The organism is Arthrobacter sp. PAMC25284 (assembly GCF_019443425.1).
Taxonomy (GTDB): domain Bacteria; phylum Actinomycetota; class Actinomycetes; order Actinomycetales; family Micrococcaceae; genus Arthrobacter; species Arthrobacter oryzae_A.
In genome coordinates, this window is sequence record NZ_CP080382.1 from 922,599 (window position 1) to 938,812 (window position 16,214).

Sequence of the window (16,214 nt, forward strand, 5' to 3'; positions counted from 1 at the left end):
CGTGACCAGCACCCCCGGCACGGTCCCGGAAACGCCCGGCACCGGTACGTCGGGCACTGAAACGTCGGGCGAAGCCGACGCCGGCCCGGTCACAGCGAAAACGGATGAGCAGTGGCGTCAGGAACTGACGCCCGAGGAATACCGTGTGTTGCGCCAGGCAGGCACCGAGCGGCCGTACACCGGTGAGTACTGGGATACCCACGCCACCGGCGTCTATCAGTGCCGGGCATGCGGGTCCGAGCTTTTCACCAGCAGGGAGAAGTTCGACTCGCACTGCGGCTGGCCCTCGTTCTGGGCTCCGCTGGCGGACGGGACCGTCAGATATATCCATGACCGCACGCTGGGCATGGAACGTGTGGAGGTCCGCTGCGCGCACTGTGATTCCCATTTGGGCCACGTGTTCGAGGGCGAAGGCTATGGCAACCCGACGGACCAGCGGTTCTGCATCAACTCGGTCTCCCTCAAGCTCGTCCCCGCGGACGACGCCGGAGCCTGACGCCGGACCGGCAGGCCCGTCCCGTGCTGTAGCTGGGGCGGGCTTCCGGACCATATGCCACAGTCTTTCTTATTCTCAAGGCATTTTTGCATTAGAGATACTGCTTGCTTGCTACGCTCGCCGTAGACGTTAACAGCAACCAGAAAGGCGCCTGTCGATGATGACTACGACTGCTACCACCACAACGGGTCCGATCAGTTCCGATGCCCGGGACTGGCTCCGGCTCAAGGCCGCCGCGACAGAGCTCCAGGCACTTCAGGTCCAGGACGGATCCGTCCCTGATACCGCAGCGCACGAAGCGGCTGCCGGGCATGTCCACACCATTACCGCTGCGGTCTCCGCCCTGGCGCCGGCCTTTCCACATGATGCCCGGTACCTGGAACTTCTCGTCGCAGACTTCGACCGCTGGGCCGGTTCCGGCTTCGGTGTTCCGGACTTCCTCGACTCGCTGCAGGCCTTCCAACCGCAGCAACACCGGATCAACGGTCTCCAGCACCTCGTGGTCTTCCCGATGTACACGCAGAACGGCAGCAGCAACCGCTTCGTGGAGGCTGTGCTGATCGAGGTCATCTGGCCTGAGTTCATCGAAGGACTCGAAGCAGGCGACTACTCCAACAGGCTTTTTGTGCCGATCCGTTTCCTCGATTTCACACCCGGCTACGACACCAACTCCGCCGTACTGTTTCCTGAGACCGTGGCCGTCCGGGAGACCCCGACGTTTACGTGGGGCGCGATCTTCGCCGACCGTGAGGCAGCCCGCTTCCGGCGCGTCCTGCGCGCTGCCGCGGACATTACCTCGCTGCAGCTGCCCGAGGACGCGGCGGCCCTGCTCGAAGATCAGGAGCTCACCCAGGAAACCTTCGTGATGTGGGACCTGATCCACGACCGCACCCACATGCGCGGGGACCTGCCGTTCGATCCCTTTATGATCAAGCAGCGCATGCCGTTCTTCCTCTATTCGCTCGAGGAACTGCGCTGCGACCTGACGGCGTTCCGGGAATCCGTGAACATCGAAAAGGACGAACACGCCGATCCGGAAGCTCGCCGGCACGCCAAGCTCGTCCAGTACGCCGTAATCTTCGACCGTATCTTTCGCTTCGCCATCACCGGCAGCCGCGTCCGCAACTACGACGGCCTCGGCGGGCAGCTGCTCTTCGCCTGGATGCACCAGCACCACGTCCTGCACTGGACCGACAGCAAACTCAGCATCGACTGGGACGCCGCTGCCGGCGTCGTGGTTGAACTCGGCGCCAAAATCGAGGAGCTCTACTGGCGCTCGATCGACCGGCCCAAGACGGCCCACTGGCTCGCTGCCTATGAGCTGGTCTCCGGCACCGTCACCCCCCACCCGGCCTCCGTCTGGGCCAAAGGACCCGACGCGTTGCCGCTGGACGGACCGCCGCGCGGGCTGACGGACCAGGTGCTCGACGACGAGTTCCCGCTGTCCATGTTCTACGAAGCGCTCGAGAAGAAGATGCGTCCAGTGATCGAGTCGACGGCCGGCATCACAGCCGGCTCAGCCGCGGACACAGCCACGGGCTCGGGTACCCGGGCCATGAACGCGGCATGAGTTCCGCCACCGGCCTCAACGTCGTGGTCACCGGCGGCAGCGGTCCGTCCGGGATCGCCGCCGCCCGTGCTCTGCGCGATGCCGGCCACACGGTGTTTACGGTGGGCTCGGACGGCGACCGCATCGCAGCCGCCGCCACAGCAGCCGGCTCGGGCGTAACGCCCGTGGTGTGCGATCTGGCCAGCCTGGCCGAGGTCCGCGCCCTGCGCGAGACGGTCCATGCCGGCCTGTCGGGGGCAGCTCGCACCGTCGACGGCGTGATCCACCTTGTAGGCGGCTGGCGCGGCGCGAAGGGCATCACGGACCAGAGCGACGACGACTGGGACTTCCTGGAACGCGGCGCCATCACCACCCTGCGCAATGTCTCGCGGGCGTTCTACGACGACCTTGAGGCCTCGGCCACCGGACGCTTTGCGATGGTCTCCTCCACCGCTGTGGACAACCCGACAGCGGCTGGCGCGAGCTACGTGGCCGCCAAGGCTGCCGCGGAGGGCCTGGACCCTCGCGGTCGCTGACGGTTTCCGCCGGGCCCAGTCCGGCCGCCCGAAAGCCTCCATCGAACAGCGCAGCGCAGCGACCATCTTCGTGGTGAAAGCCCTCGTGGACGCGCAGATGCGGGCCAAGTCCCCCGAAAGGACCTTCCCCGGATTCACCGATGTGGAGGACCTGGCCGCCGCCGCCGCCGGGCTGTTTACGGCTCCCGCCGCGCAGTTGAACGGCCGACGGCTGCTCCTGAACCCGTGAACGCGGCACCAACAGCCGATCTCCTAGACTGAAAGCGTGAGCAAATCGATGACGAGCACTGCTGTAGCTGCCCCTGCGAACACCGCGGCGCGGCTCCATGATCCCTCCGTCCGGGGCTTCGCCTCGGACAACTATTCCGGCGTCCACCCCGAGGTGCTGGCGGCCCTCGCCGCCGCCAACGAGGGGCACCAGGTCTCCTATGGGGAGGACGAGTACACGGCGCGGTTGCAGCAGCTGATGGAGGAACACTTCGGTGAAGGGATCGAGTGCTTCCCGGTCTTCAACGGAACCGGCGCCAACGTCCTGTCCCTGCAGTCCCTGCTGCCGCGCTGGGGTGCCGTCGTCTGCGCGTCCACCGCGCACATCAACATGGATGAGAACGGCGCGCCGGAGCGGATTGGCGGCATCAAGCTGCTGCAGGTCCCGACGCCGGACGGTAAGCTCACGCCCGCGCTGATCGACCGCGAGGCCTGGGGCTGGGGCGACGAGCACCGCGCCCAGCCACTGGCCGTATCCATCACCCAGACCACCGAGCTCGGCACCTGCTACACCCCGGAAGAAGTCCGCGCCATCGCGGATCATGTCCACGCCAAGGGCATGACCCTTCATATGGACGGCGCCCGGCTGGCCAACGCCGCCGCGCACCTGGGCGTTCCGCTGCGGGCTTTCACCCGCGACGCCGGCGTCGACATCCTGTCCTTTGGCGGAACCAAGAACGGTCTGCTGTTCGGCGAGGTCGTGATTGCGCTGAACCCGGCAGCTTCCCCAGGACTGATCTTCCTGCGCAAGATGAACATGCAGCTCGCGTCGAAAATGCGGTTTATGTCAGCGCAGTTCATAGCCTTGCTGGACGGCGACCTCTGGTTGCGTTCGGCGTCGCACGCCAATGCCATGGCCACCCGTCTCCGCGACGGCGTCAAGGACATCCCCGGCGTGGAACTGAGCCAGAAGACGGAGTCGAACGGGGTGTTCGCCATCCTGCCCGCGGGGGTGGCGGACCGTCTGCGGGCGTCGTTCCGCTTCTACGACTGGAACGAGGCGACCCGCGAGGTCCGCTGGATGTGCTCCTTTGACACCACGGAGGACGACGTCGATTCGTTCCTGGCAGCCATCAGGCGCGAGTTGGCCGCCGGCTGAACCTGCGGCAACCCGGCAGGCCGTCCGCCCGACGGCGGCGAGCCTGCCGGGTTGCCGGGCTCGAAGTGCATAATCTGCCATGGTGAGCTCATTCGATCAGGTTCCGGCGGATTTCCTGTTTGCCCTGGGAACTCTTCGTCATGCCCGGGTCAGGCGCGAACTGCAATTGGACGAGATTCCGGCGCCCTCCCGGCTGGCGCCCTTTGCGGTGGCGCTGGGGGCTGAGATCCTCGGCCCGGACGACAACGCGGCACCGGTACACGGCCCTGCAGCGACGGCACTGGCGCCAGCATCCGGGAGCGACGACGTCGAGCTGGCGACCGGCCGCTTTATCCTGCTTCATGACCCTGCCGGTTCAACCCTCTGGGATGGCGACTTCAGGATTGTCACCTACATCCGTGCCCGGCTCGAACGCGAGATGGGCAATGACCAGCTGTTGGGATCTGTCGCCTGGACCTGGCTGGTCGAGGCCCTGGAAAACCATCAGGCGCAGTACCGGGCGGCCGGCGGAACGGCGACGCGTGTCCTCTCGGAGGGCTTCGGAACGCTGTCCGAGCAGCCTGATTCGATCGATATTGAACTTCGCGCTTCCTGGACTCCCGCGACCCCGGACATCGCCCCGCACCTGGAGGCGTGGTCAGACATGGTCTGCACGTTCGCCGGGCTCGAGCCGCTGCCCGAAGGAGTCACCGCGCTGCCACGGCGGCTTCGCGGCGAGGTCTGACGGCCCGGCCTTCCCACCGGCGGGGCACCGGAGGCCATGTTGTCGGTAAACTGTAGGAACCATGACCCCTCAGATTCCTGAAATAACCACGGCCGGCGACCCGGCCGCTGACACAACAGCCCACATCACGGTGGAAGGCTTTGACAGCCTGGTCCCCGAAGTGATCGACCTCAACGCCCCGCGCGACGGAGTGCCGCTCGTCATCGAAACCCAGTCCGGCCTGGAACGTTGCGCCGCGGCCCTCGCAGCCGGACACGGACCGGCCGGAGTGGATGCTGAACGGGCCTCCGGCTTCCGCTACGGCCAGCGCGCGTTCCTCGTCCAGATCCGCCGCGAAGGCTCCGGCACCTGGCTCATTGACCCCGAACCGTTCCAGGACCTGAAGATCATCAACGACGCCCTCGACGGCGTCGAATGGATCCTGCACGCCGCCAGCCAGGATCTCCCCTGCCTGTCAGAACTTGGTATGTGGCCCGACAAACTCTTTGACACCGAACTGGCAGCGCGGCTGGCCGGCCTCCCGCGGGTAGGCCCTGGCCGCGGTGATTGAACAGCTGCTGGGGTTCGGCCTCGCGAAGGAGCACTCGGCAGCCGACTGGTCCACCCGTCCGTTGCCGGAACCGTGGCTGCGCTACGCCGCCCTCGACGTTGAGGTCCTCGCCGAACTGCGGGAGGAACTCATTGAACTCCTTGTTGCCGACGGCAAGCTTGACTACGCGGAACAGGAATTCGCGGCCATCCTCAACGCCGGGCAGGCCCCGCCCCGCGTCGATCCGTGGCGGAAGACGTCCGGGCTGCACCAGATCCGCGACCGCCGCCAGCTCGCAGCGGTCCGCGAGCTGTGGCTGGAACGTGATTCGCTGGCCCAGAAACGCGATGTCGCCCCCGGCAGGCTCCTCCCGGATTCGGCCCTGGTCTCGGCCGCCAAGTCCATGCCCGCCACCGTCCCGCAACTTCTGGGCACCAAAGGCTTCCACGGCCGCGCCGCGCAACGCGAAGCGCCGCGGTGGCTGCGCTGCATCAGCGCTGCGCAGGTCCTTGAGGACCTGCCGCCGCTGCACTTGCCAACCAATGCCCCGCCGCCTCCGCGTGTCTGGGCCGACCGGGACCCTGTGGCCGCTGCGCGCCTCGCCACGGCCCGGCCCCGGCTCCAGGCCAAGGCCGAGGAACTGAACCTGCCGCTGGAGAACCTGTTGACCCCGGACTATCTCCGGCGCGTTACCTGGCGCCCACCGGTGGAACTGACCCCGGAGGGCGTGGCCGAGGAACTCCTCGCCCTGGGCGCCCGCCAGTGGCAAATCGAGATCGTCTCCCCGCTGATCGCGGAGGCCTTCCTCAACCCCGAGCCCCTGCCCGTCAAGGAACCCAAGCCGGCAGCCGGAGCCTCGCCCGCCTAGCCGGACGGCCGGCCCGCCGGTTCCTCCCCTTGCCAGCGAAGTTACTGGCGAGTAACATTTTGCATGTTGTCCCCCGGATCCCCGCTGCCCGGCACTCCGCCGGCACGGGTCCGGCACCCATGTCTCAATGAGGAGTCCCACGTGAGCCACACCCGGAGCACTGCGAAGGCCCGTACCGTCCGTGACGTTGTGTTCGTCGACGGCGTCCGCACCCCGTTCGGCCGCGCCGGCGAGAAAGGCATCTACGCCGGAACCCGCGCCGATGACCTCGTGGTGAAATGCATCCGCGAGCTGATGCGCCGCAACCCGGCCCTGCCCGCGGAACGGATCGACGAGGTGGCCATCGCCGCCACCACCCAGACCGGCGACCAGGGCCTGACTATCGGCCGCACCGCAGCACTCCTGGCCGGTCTCCCCCGGACCGTGCCCGGCTTCGCAATCGACCGCATGTGCGCCGGCGCCATGACCGCCGTGACCACGACGGCGAGCGGCATCGGCTTCGGCGCCTACGACGTCGTGATTGCCGGCGGCGTCGAACACATGGGCAACCACCCGATGGGCGCCGGCGCGGATCCCAACCCGCGCTTCGTCGCCGAACGGATCGTGGACCCGGCGGCCCTGAACATGGGCAACACGGCCGAGAACCTGCACGACCGATTCCCGGCCATCACCAAGGACCGCACCGACGCCTACGCCGTCGCGTCCCAGACCAAGCTCGCCGCCGCCTACGGCAAGCACCAGATCCAGCCGGACCTGGTGCCCGTCGCCACGATGAAGCCCGGCCAGGGCTGGACCGTCAATACCGTAGATGAGCCGCCGCGCCCCGGCACTTCCACCGAGGACCTCGCCGCGCTCCGCACCCCGTTCCGGGCCCACGGCCGCGTCACCGCCGGCAATGCCGCAGGACTCAACGACGGCGCCACCGCCGCCCTCCTCGCCTCCGCCGACGCCGCCGAGGAACTCGGCCTGCCAGTCAAGATGCGGCTCGTCGGCTACGCCTTCGCCGGCGTCGAACCCGAGGTCATGGGCATCGGCCCGGTCCCGGCCACCGAAAAGGCCCTCAAGAACACCGGCCTGAACATCGAGGACATCGGACTGTTCGAGATCAACGAGGCGTTCGCCGTGCAGGTACTCAGCTTCCTGGACCATTTCGGCATCGCCGACGACGACCCCCGGGTCAACCGCTATGGCGGGGCGATCGCCGTCGGCCACCCGCTGGCTTCTTCCGGCGTGCGGCTGATGAACCAGCTGGCCCGCCAGTTCGAGGAGGACCCGTCGGTCCGCTACGGCCTGACGGCCATGTGCATCGGCCTGGGCATGGGCGCCACCGTGATCTGGGAAAACCCGCACCACGCCGATTACGGCACCGAAGCCGCCGGCCCCTCCACTGACACCGCCACCACCACCGAGACTGGAGCCGCAGCATGAGCGCCGCCGATTTCCACAAGCTTGCCGGGCTCTTCCCGAACGAGACCGTGACGCACTCATACGTCCAGGACATCGCTTTGCCCGGCGTCGACGGCCAGCCCAGCGCCGGCACCTTCGCGCTGGTCACCCTGGACAACGGCCTGGACCACTCCAAGCCCACCACTCTGGGCCCCAACACCCTTGTGGAGCTCGGCACCGTGCTGGAGGGCCTAAAAGAACGCGCCGCCCGCGGCGAGATCGTCGGCGTCGGTGTCACCGGCAAGCCGTACTTCCTGGTCGCCGGGGCGGACCTGTCCGCGGTCAAGTCCGTCAGCAGCCGCGAACACGGGCTTTGGATGGCCCAGCTCGGCCACGACGTCTACGCCACGCTCGCTAACCTCGGCGTGCCCAGCTTCGCCTTCATCAACGGCCTGGCCCTCGGCGGCGGCCTCGAGCTCGCGTTGCAGTCCACGTACCGCACCGTTTCCACCACGGCCGGGGCCCTCGCATTGCCCGAGTCCTTCCTGGGCCTCATCCCGGGCTGGGGCGGCGTGTACATCCTGCCGCGGCTCATCGGCCCCGAAAATGCCGTCAAGGTCATGATCGAGAACCCGCTGAGCAACAACCGGACCCTGACCGGCCCGCAGGCGTACAAAATCGGCATTGCGGACGCACTCTTCGAACCCGCCGACTTCGTGGAGCAGTCACTCACCTGGGCCGCCCGGGTTCTTGCCGGCGCCGAAACGCCGGAGCGGGAGAACGCCGTCGATCCTTCAGATCCGGAGGTCACCGCGCGCTGGGCGGCCGCCGTCGCCGCCGGCCGGGCGTTCGTCGAGGCCAAAACCTCCAACGCCTCCCCCGCCCCGGCCAAGGCACTGGACGTCCTGGAAGCCAATCGCACCATGAGCCAGGCGGAATCCGCGCAGCTCGAATGCGAGACCCTCGCCGTGCTGATGCAGAGCGATGAGTTCCGTTCCACGGTCTACGCGTTCCTGGACCTCGTGCAGCGCCGGGCCAAGCGGCCCGCGGGCGCCCCGGACCGGAAGCTCGCCCGGCCGGTGGGCAAGATCGGCGTCGTCGGCGCCGGGCTGATGGCCAGCCAGCTCGCGCTGCTGTTCGCCCGCCAGCTCAAGGTCCCTGTCGTCATGACGGACATCGACCAGGCACGTGTGGACAAGGGCGTGGGCTACGTCCACGCCGAGGTGGACAAGCTCCTGGCCAAAAAGCGGATCAGCCCGGACGCGGCGAACCGCACCAAGTCGCTCGTCACGGGGTCCGTGTCCAAGGAGGCCTTCGCCGACGCGGACTTCGTCATCGAGGCCGTCTTTGAGGAACTCAACGTCAAGAAGCAGGTCTTCAAAGAGGTCGAGGCGATCGTCTCGCCCGAGTGCATCCTCGCCACCAACACCTCGTCCCTGTCTGTCACGGCCATGGCCGAGGATCTGGAACATCCCGAGCGGCTGGTGGGGTTCCATTTCTTCAACCCTGTCGCCGTGATGCCACTGCTGGAAATCGTCCGGGCACCGGCAACCGACGACGCCGTTCTCGCCACCGCGTTCGAGCTCGCCAAGGGACTGAAGAAGTCCGCCGTGCTGGTCAAGGATGCCGCCGCGTTTGTGGTCAACCGCATCCTGCTGAGGCTCATGGGCGAGGTCACCGCCGCGTTCGACGAGGGAACCCCGGCCGAGGTGGCCGACAACGCGTTGCGCCCCATGGGACTTCCGATGACGCCATTCACGCTCGGCGCGATGGTCGGCCTGCCCGTGGCTCAGCACGTCCAGGAATCCCTGCACACTGCGTTCGGGGAGCGCTTCACCGTCTCGCAGAACCTGCAGAAGCTGATCGACAACGGTGTGAAGAGCATCTGGGCCTCATCGAACGGGGCAGCGGAGAAGGGCGCCGACGGCAAGCCGTTCATTCCGGCCGAGACCCTGGCCCTGATGAGCTTCGGCGACTCGCCGTCCACCGCCGAGGACGTGCTGCGCCGTACCCAGGACGCCCTGGCCGAGGAAATCGGGCTGATGCTGGACGAGGGCGTTGTGGCCGGCCCGGAAGACATCGACCTGTGCATGATCCTCGGCGCTGGCTGGCCGATGTTCCTCGGCGGCATCACCCCCTACCTTGACCGGGTGGGCGCCTCCGAGCGGGTCAACGGCAAACGTTTCCTGGCCCCGGGAGTGGCTTCCGCGCCTGCCTTGGCGCCCGCGTAAGCGCTGACAACGCAGTCACAGCCCGGACGGTGAACCCACCGCCCGGGCTGTGCTGTTTCACCCGGGCGTTGAAGGAGCCCTGGCAGGTTGTGCCCGGAATCTCGGCAGGAGCATTGTCACCGCTCATGCCGAGATCGGCGTAATGTTTGCAGCCATAGGGACAGCGGACTCCCGGCCTCCGCTCCCGATCCTTGGTCACTGATCCAATGCCGGCATTGAACGTGGAGAGCCGGGCCTTGTTCAGGAGGGGTGCATGCGCGGACTGGAACATCTGCTCGCGGCAACGGATCTATCTCACGCTGCGATGAATGCAGCCCATCGCGCAGCCGGTATCAGCAAATTGACGGGTGCGTCGCTTGACCTCTTTCACGCCGTGAATTTGTCTGGTCTGGATCGGCTGCGTCGGATGACGCCCGGAATTCCCGCAGACTTGGACGAACGCTTGACGGCGCAGCCGCTTGAAGAAATGCGACGCCTGGCCGCCGACCTGAGTGAGCGCCACGGCGCCGCCGTCGGAGTGCGTGTGGGCATCGGACCGGCCTCCGTGCAGATCGACGCGCAAGCCGCGGCCCTGCCTGCAGACCTTATGGTTCTCGGTGACCGCGGAGCGGGGGCGCTATCCCGTCTGGTCCTTGGTTCGACTGCCGCACGCATGGCCGAAACAGCCTCATGCTCAGTCTTGATCGTCAAACGACCTCCGAGCGAACCGTACCGAAGCGTCCTGGTGCCTGTGGACTTTTCCTCAAATTCCTTGCCAGCGCTCCGGACAGCCCTTGCGGTGGCCCCGGAATGCAGGATCGCCCTTTTCCACGCATACGGGGTGCCCTTCGAAGGCAAGCTCAGGGCGGCCGGAATCCGCGAGGAGCTCCTGGAACAGTACCGAGCGGCAGAGCGGACCGCAACCTTCGCGGACATGCGCCGCCTCTGCCAAGCGGCGGGTCTGGCGGAACATGCCGCGAGCCTGGTCGCGCTCCGCGGCCCGGTGCTCCTCCGCATCCTGGAACTGGAAAAGGAGCGGAACTGCGACCTGATTGTGATGGGCCGGCATGGGGAAGGAACACCGCTTGAACGCGTTTTCCTGGCGAGCGTCACTAAACAGGTGCTGGCGCAGTCCCAGGCCGACGTCCTGATCTCTGCGGGGGAATAGGCGGCCAGCAGGAGGTGCCGCGGGTCCTGGAGCAGCGACCCGGGCGGACCGGCCTGTCAGATCAGGTCGTCCATCAGTCGCGCAAGGATATCGTTCATGGCGAGGAGTCCGATGAGCTGATTGTTGTCCACCACTACCAGCCGGTTGAGTTGGTATCTGCTCATTAGGGCAGCCGCCTGCCGAACGGACAAATCCCCGCCCACGGTAATGGCGGGAATCGTTGCGGCGTCGTACACGTTGAGCAGGTCCACGTCCCCTTCTTTCGCGACCACCGAGTGGAGAAGCTCGCTGTAGGTCAACAACCCATACGAATCATGCGAGTGCTGCCGCTCCACCACCAGGCTCTTCACCTGGCGGTCTTTCATGGCGGACAGCGCTTCCCGCAACGTGCTGTAGGGCGAGATAGTGACGACGTCGGACACCATGACGTCTTTGACGGTCAGCATGTGGCTGCTCCTGATTGATGGTTGTGAACGAGTTGGCTTCAGTCTTCCCCACGGCGGAGATGTTCCTCGAAGCTGACGACCTGTTTCAGGTCGATCCCGGTCAGGTGTTCGATCGGGATCGAGAACGCCAGTCCGCGTGAACTCTCCCCGCTGACAAGGATCCCGTGCAGCTCCTTCAGGATCGGTGCGGCCAGGTGAGACCCCACGACCATCAGCAGCACAGATTCCGACCCCTCAAAGGTCAGGCCGAAGAAGGTCTTCTTTGGCTCACCACCGATCCCCTTGCCTGGCAGGATGGTCACCCCGGTCGCACCGGCCGCCTGCGCGTGTTCGATGACCTTGTCCTCAAGATCATCAGGTGCGATCACGATGATTGCGGTGAATTTCATGGCTGTTCCTTTCTCAGCGGCGAGAATCTCTCCACCAACATGGCATACACGATGACGGCAATGACGGGGAAGACTGATGCGAAGGCGATCAAGCCGAAGCCGTCGATCAGCACGTCCCGGCCTTCGACTGCATCCGCGAGCCCAATACCGAGGGCGGTCACGAGCGGCACGGTGACTTCCGACGTCGTGACGCCACCGAGGTCAAAAGCCAAAGCGAGGATGTAGCTCGGGGCAAGGAAAGCCAGGACGAGCACCACGGCATAGGCGGTCATGATGTAGTAGTGAAAAGGGCCACCCACCAGTATCCGATAGACGCCGAAGGCAATGCCGAGAGCGACTCCCACCGCGACGACGAGCCTGAGGGCCAACGCACTGATCCGACCGGGAGCAGCTTCCTGGGCTTGCGCCCCAATGGCCAGCAGCGCCGGTTCGGCCATGGTGGTGGCGAATCCTATGAGTAAGGCGAAGAGCAGGATGAGGGCCGGCGCACCCCGCTCTATCAGTTGCTCTGCCATGAGCCGGCCGATGGGGAACAACCCGATCTTGAGACCGACGACGAAGGCATAGAGGCCAAGCAGAACCATAAGAAAACCGACGGCCACCCGCATCGGATGAGCCAGCTTCCGCCGGAGCGCTACATACTGAAAGAAGAGCACGACTGCCACAATGGGTAGGACCTCCCGGACCATCGAGGCGAGGCCCAGGAGCATCCCGAAGACCCAGTCCGCAGCGCCTGCATCTGTTGCCGGCGGCTGCACGGGTGCAGCATCGCCGAAGTTGTACACCCACGTTCCGTACAGCTGGACGCCGATCATGGGCACCATCACGCACAAGGCCACGAGGCCAAAGCCGTCTGCGAGCGGGCTCCGCCCCCGGATCGAGTTGGCCAGGCCGAGCCCGATGGCCGCAATCAACGGAACGGTGACGATATTTGTGGTCACGCCGCCGGAATCGTAGGCCAGGCCCACAATTTCCGGCGGAGCCACAAAGGTGAGCCCGAGTACCGCCGCGTAGCCGCCGATCAGCAGTTTGTGGATTGCCCAGCCGCGCAGCACGCGGAGAACACCGAGTACCAGGACCAGCCCCACCGACAGCGCGATGACGACGCGGAGGGTGAAGCCGTTGATCCGGCCGCCGCTGACAAGCTGCGCCTGGTCCGCTACCGCGATCAACGCCGGTTCTGCGATGGATGCCGCGAAGCCGATGGCAAAACCGAACGGCAGGAGCAGCCCGAGGGCACCTCGGCGGACGAATTGGTTGGCGAGATTCTTGCCGACGGGAAATACGCTGAGGTCCAGGCCATGGAGGAACAGGGCGATGCCTACGCCCACGATGAGAACGCCGGCCAGGAGATCCATGGGATTATCGGGAACGGTCCGGAAGATCCCGGCCTGGAACACCACCACGACGGCCACGATCGGCAGGAGATTCTTCAGTGCCTTGCTAAATTCGCGGGCGAAGCGGAGTAGGTGCTCCATGGAGTCCTCTACCTGGTGATAATGCCAGTTTCCAGTCAGTCTGCCGGGTGCAACGAACAGTGTCCACGGGAGAATTTTCCGGTAGAAGCGGCTCGCCGCAGGGCGGCGAGCAGAAGACGAACGATTCCAGCCAGGCCCGCCGGGACCGACGCCCCTATGAACCGGCCCGGCCCGGCCGTACGTTCGAGCATGGAACAACACCCCCGGAGCCGTCGGCATCTTGTCCGTATTGGGCATCCTGCTGATTTTTCTCGTGATGCTCATGGGGGCATTCCCACGGTTCCTTGCGTGGCTCGGCATCGCCACCGGCGGCCTGGGTATCGTGGCGGAGACGCTCCGGCACGCCGTCCCGGCGCTCTACCCGGGCTACGGACTGCTGATGTGGATGTGGTTCGTGACGATGGGGATTGCGCTGATCCGGCTGGCAGCCCGAATCAAGCCATGCCGCGCACCGCGAATGAGCAGCCCGCGGCCGCCCCAAAGCTAGAGTTGTGCGCATGACGCAGGGCAACTCGGCCACCGAGCCACTCGTACACATCCAGGACTTCCGCATGGACTTCGGGGACAAGACCGTCATCAAGGACCTGTCCTTCGACGTCCGGGCCGGCGAGACGTTCGGCTTCCTGGGCAGTAACGGTTCCGGGAAAACCACCACGCTGCGGGCGCTGCTGGGGATTTACCAGCCGACCGCCGGGACGTTGCACATCAGCGGCAAGCCGTTCACACCCGCAGACGGGGCCCGGCTCGGATACCTGCCCGAAGAGCGCGGGCTCTACAAAAAAGAATCCGTCCTGGACGTCATGGTCTACTTCGGCCGACTCAAAGGCCTGGACAAGTCCAAGGCGAAGGCCTGGTCACAGAATTACCTCGAGCGCGTGGACCTGGCCGATAAGGCCGGCGTGCGGCTGGATAAGCTCTCCGGCGGCCAGCAGCAGAAAATCCAGCTCGGCGTCACCATCATGAACGAGCCTGAACTGCTGATCCTGGACGAACCCACCAAGGGTTTTGACCCGGTCAACCGGCGCCTCCTGATGGACATCATCGAGGAACAAAAACTCGCGGGCGCAACCGTCATCATGGTCACCCACCAGATGGAAGAAGTGGAACGGCTCTGCGACCGCGTCATTCTCCTCAAGGACGGCACCGCGCGTGCGTACGGGACCGTGGCCGCCGTGCAGGAACAATTTGGCGGGACGCTATACCGGCTCAGCTACGACGGCGTCCTGCCCGCCTCGACGCTGTTCGACGTCGTCTCCGACGCCGGCGGACACGCCGAACTCTCTCCCTGCTCCGGCGGTGACGAAGCGACGGTACTGCGTGAACTCATCGGGGCCGGCGTCGCCGTCCGCTCATTCACCACCGCACGTACATCCCTGGACGAGGTCTTCATCAAGATCTACGGGGAAGCCCACGAACTGGCAGAGGCATCAACAACATGACCAACCAGACGCCCGCCCGCTCCACCGCGCAGCCCGCTCCCGCCGGCAGTTCGACGCCGCCGGCACCGGCCCGGTCCACATCCGTCCGGCACAACCTCGGCACCGTCGTCGGGTTCGAATTCGGCCGCACGGTCAAGAAACGCCGCTTCTGGATCGCGACCCTGGCCATCCCCGTGGTGATCGCCATCGTGGTCCTGCTTGTTTTTGTCAGCAACTCCACTACGGCGGCGAGCGAGGATGCGCAGAAGGACGCCGCAGTCTCCTTCACGTACACCGACGACTCCGGGCTCATCCCGGCCGACCTCGCCTCGGCCATGGGCGGCCGGATCGCGGATGATCCCGCCGCGGCGCTGCAGGACGTCAAGGCCGGACTCACGGAGGCCTACTTCGCCTACCCGTCTGACCCGGTCACGACTCCGATCAAGGTCTACGGCGCCGATCAGGGAATTTTCGCGAACGGCAGGTACGACGCCGTCGCCACTCAACTCCTGGTGACAGCGGCGAAGGCCAAAGTCGGTTCGCCGCAACTGACCGCAATCGCGAGCGGCAACGTCCGTACCGAGGCCCAGACGTTTAGGGATGGCCAGGCGGCCGGCGGGATCGGCTCCGTCATGCCGCCGCTGATGTTCCTGCTGATCTTCTACGTCACCCTGATTTTGCTCTCCAACCAGATGCTCAACAGCACCCTGGAGGAGAAGGAAAACCGGGTCACCGAGATGATTCTGACCACTCTGAACCCGACCACCCTGATCATCGGAAAAGTCATCGCACTGTTTATGGTCGGGCTCGTCCAGATGCTCGTGTTCCTGACACCTGTCGCCGTCGGATATATCTTCTTCCGCGAGAAGCTCGCCTTCCCCGACTTCGATCTCTCCGCCCTCAGCTTCGAGCCCGGGCCGCTGATAGTTGGTGCATTGCTGCTCCTGGGTGGCTTCACCGTCTTCACCGGTGTCCTGGTCGCGATCGGCGCAGTGATGCCGACGGCCAAGGACGCCGGGACGATCTTCGGGCCGCTGATGGCACTGATCTTCATCCCCTTCTACACACTGGGACTCATCGTCTCCGATCCGCACTCGCCGATAGTGCAGGTCTTCACGTACTTCCCGCTCTCCGCCCCAGTGACGGCCATGCTCCGCAACGGCTTTGGCACGCTGAGCCCCGTCGAGTCCACCATTGTCATCGCCGAACTCTTTATCACCGGCGCCCTGATCCTCCGGCTGGCCGTCCACCTGTTCCGCTACGGATCCATCCAGTACACGTCCAAGCTCTCGATCTCCGGGACCTTCCGCAGGCGCACAGCGCCAACCGGGAAGTGACGCCGGACTGACCACGGCTCCCGTCGTCTTCAGCGACCTCTTCCTGTCGGTAGCCGCGCGTCGCATAATCAGCTGCCCCGGGGTCGCCTAGCATCGGAGCATCAAGTTTCTTGGGGGAAATGATGAACAAAGCGCAGCGGCGCGCTCACATGGAGCAGCCTTGTCCGAAGTGCGGTGCCCGGGTCGTTCCAATCTGGAAAGATGAGCGGTCCGCGGCCGACTCACAACCGGACTGGCAGGTGAGTGCCCGGCAGTGCAGCAGCCAGGGGTGCTGGCTCAACGACTCGAAACGATGGCCGGCTTTGGCATAAACC

At 65.8% G+C, this 16,214-nt stretch carries 13 protein-coding genes and 2 pseudogenes; 12 read left to right on the forward strand and 3 right to left on the reverse strand.

Translation table 11 applies throughout. The annotated features are described in order from the left end of the window. The first annotated feature begins 1 nt into the window (after window position 1). The 9 genes and pseudogenes from msrB (at window position 2) to KY499_RS04445 (ending at window position 10,832) form a co-directional block, all read left to right on the forward strand. Window positions 2-496, forward strand: coding sequence for a peptide-methionine (R)-S-oxide reductase MsrB (gene msrB, locus KY499_RS04405; RefSeq protein ID WP_258190960.1), 495 nt, complete (start codon window positions 2-4; stop codon window positions 494-496). A gap of 160 nt (window positions 497-656) precedes the next feature. Continuing rightward, the gene (locus tag KY499_RS04410) at window positions 657-2,066 is read left to right on the forward strand and encodes a DUF6421 family protein (protein WP_219886309.1); all 1,410 of its coding nucleotides are present in this window, start codon (window positions 657-659) and stop codon (window positions 2,064-2,066) included. Continuing rightward, a pseudogene (locus tag KY499_RS04415) lies at window positions 2,063-2,810 on the forward strand (SDR family oxidoreductase). Before KY499_RS04410 ends, KY499_RS04415 begins: the two are co-directional and overlap by 4 nt. Window positions 2,811-2,858: 48 nt before the next feature. Beyond that, the gene (locus KY499_RS04420) at window positions 2,859-3,947 is read left to right on the forward strand and encodes a low specificity L-threonine aldolase (RefSeq protein ID WP_219886919.1); all 1,089 of its coding nucleotides are present in this window, start codon (window positions 2,859-2,861) and stop codon (window positions 3,945-3,947) included. Between the two features lie 79 nt (window positions 3,948-4,026). Continuing rightward, on the forward strand, window positions 4,027-4,671 hold the full coding sequence (locus KY499_RS04425; RefSeq protein ID WP_123254442.1) for a DUF3000 domain-containing protein: 645 nt from the start codon (window positions 4,027-4,029) through the stop codon (window positions 4,669-4,671). Window positions 4,672-4,732: 61 nt separating this feature from the next. Next, window positions 4,733-6,068, forward strand: a pseudogene (locus KY499_RS04430) (HRDC domain-containing protein). 141 nt (window positions 6,069-6,209) lie between these two features. Next, window positions 6,210-7,496 (forward strand): acetyl-CoA C-acyltransferase, encoded by a 1,287-nt coding sequence (locus tag KY499_RS04435; RefSeq protein ID WP_123254444.1) that lies wholly within the window; start codon window positions 6,210-6,212, stop codon window positions 7,494-7,496. Next, window positions 7,493-9,685, forward strand: coding sequence for a 3-hydroxyacyl-CoA dehydrogenase NAD-binding domain-containing protein (locus KY499_RS04440; protein ID WP_219886310.1), 2,193 nt, complete (start codon window positions 7,493-7,495; stop codon window positions 9,683-9,685). Before KY499_RS04435 ends, KY499_RS04440 begins: the two co-directional genes overlap by 4 nt. Before the next feature lie 304 nt (window positions 9,686-9,989). Next, window positions 9,990-10,832, forward strand: coding sequence for a universal stress protein (locus KY499_RS04445; RefSeq protein WP_258191056.1), 843 nt, complete (start codon window positions 9,990-9,992; stop codon window positions 10,830-10,832). Window positions 10,833-10,888: 56 nt separating this feature from the next. On the opposite strand, the gene KY499_RS04450 is transcribed toward KY499_RS04445, so the two are convergent. From KY499_RS04450 to KY499_RS04460, 3 genes are read right to left on the reverse strand one after another with little or no spacing between them, the layout of a single operon-like run. Continuing rightward, entirely contained in the window at window positions 10,889-11,278 is a 390-nt protein-coding gene (locus tag KY499_RS04450; RefSeq protein ID WP_123254447.1) for a CBS domain-containing protein, read from the reverse strand. Window positions 11,279-11,316: 38 nt separating this feature from the next. Beyond that, window positions 11,317-11,667, reverse strand: a complete 351-nt coding sequence (locus KY499_RS04455) for a P-II family nitrogen regulator (RefSeq protein WP_123254448.1) — start codon at window positions 11,665-11,667, stop codon at window positions 11,317-11,319. Continuing rightward, window positions 11,664-13,145: a DUF1538 domain-containing protein gene (locus tag KY499_RS04460; protein ID WP_219886312.1), complete on the reverse strand. Its 1,482-nt coding sequence runs from the start codon at window positions 13,143-13,145 to the stop codon at window positions 11,664-11,666. Before KY499_RS04460 ends, KY499_RS04455 begins: the two co-directional genes overlap by 4 nt. A 229-nt stretch (window positions 13,146-13,374) precedes the next feature. Between KY499_RS04460 and KY499_RS04465 the strand changes: the two genes are divergently transcribed. From KY499_RS04465 to KY499_RS04475, 3 genes are read left to right on the forward strand one after another with little or no spacing between them, the layout of a single operon-like run. Continuing rightward, entirely contained in the window at window positions 13,375-13,632 is a 258-nt protein-coding gene (locus KY499_RS04465) for a hypothetical protein (protein WP_123254450.1), read from the forward strand. 10 nt (window positions 13,633-13,642) lie between these two features. Beyond that, entirely contained in the window at window positions 13,643-14,584 is a 942-nt protein-coding gene (locus KY499_RS04470) for an ABC transporter ATP-binding protein (RefSeq protein WP_123254461.1), read from the forward strand. After that, on the forward strand, window positions 14,581-15,900 hold the full coding sequence (locus KY499_RS04475; RefSeq protein ID WP_123254451.1) for an ABC transporter permease: 1,320 nt from the start codon (window positions 14,581-14,583) through the stop codon (window positions 15,898-15,900). Before KY499_RS04470 ends, KY499_RS04475 begins: the two co-directional genes overlap by 4 nt. The last annotated feature ends 314 nt before the right edge of the window (window positions 15,901-16,214 follow it).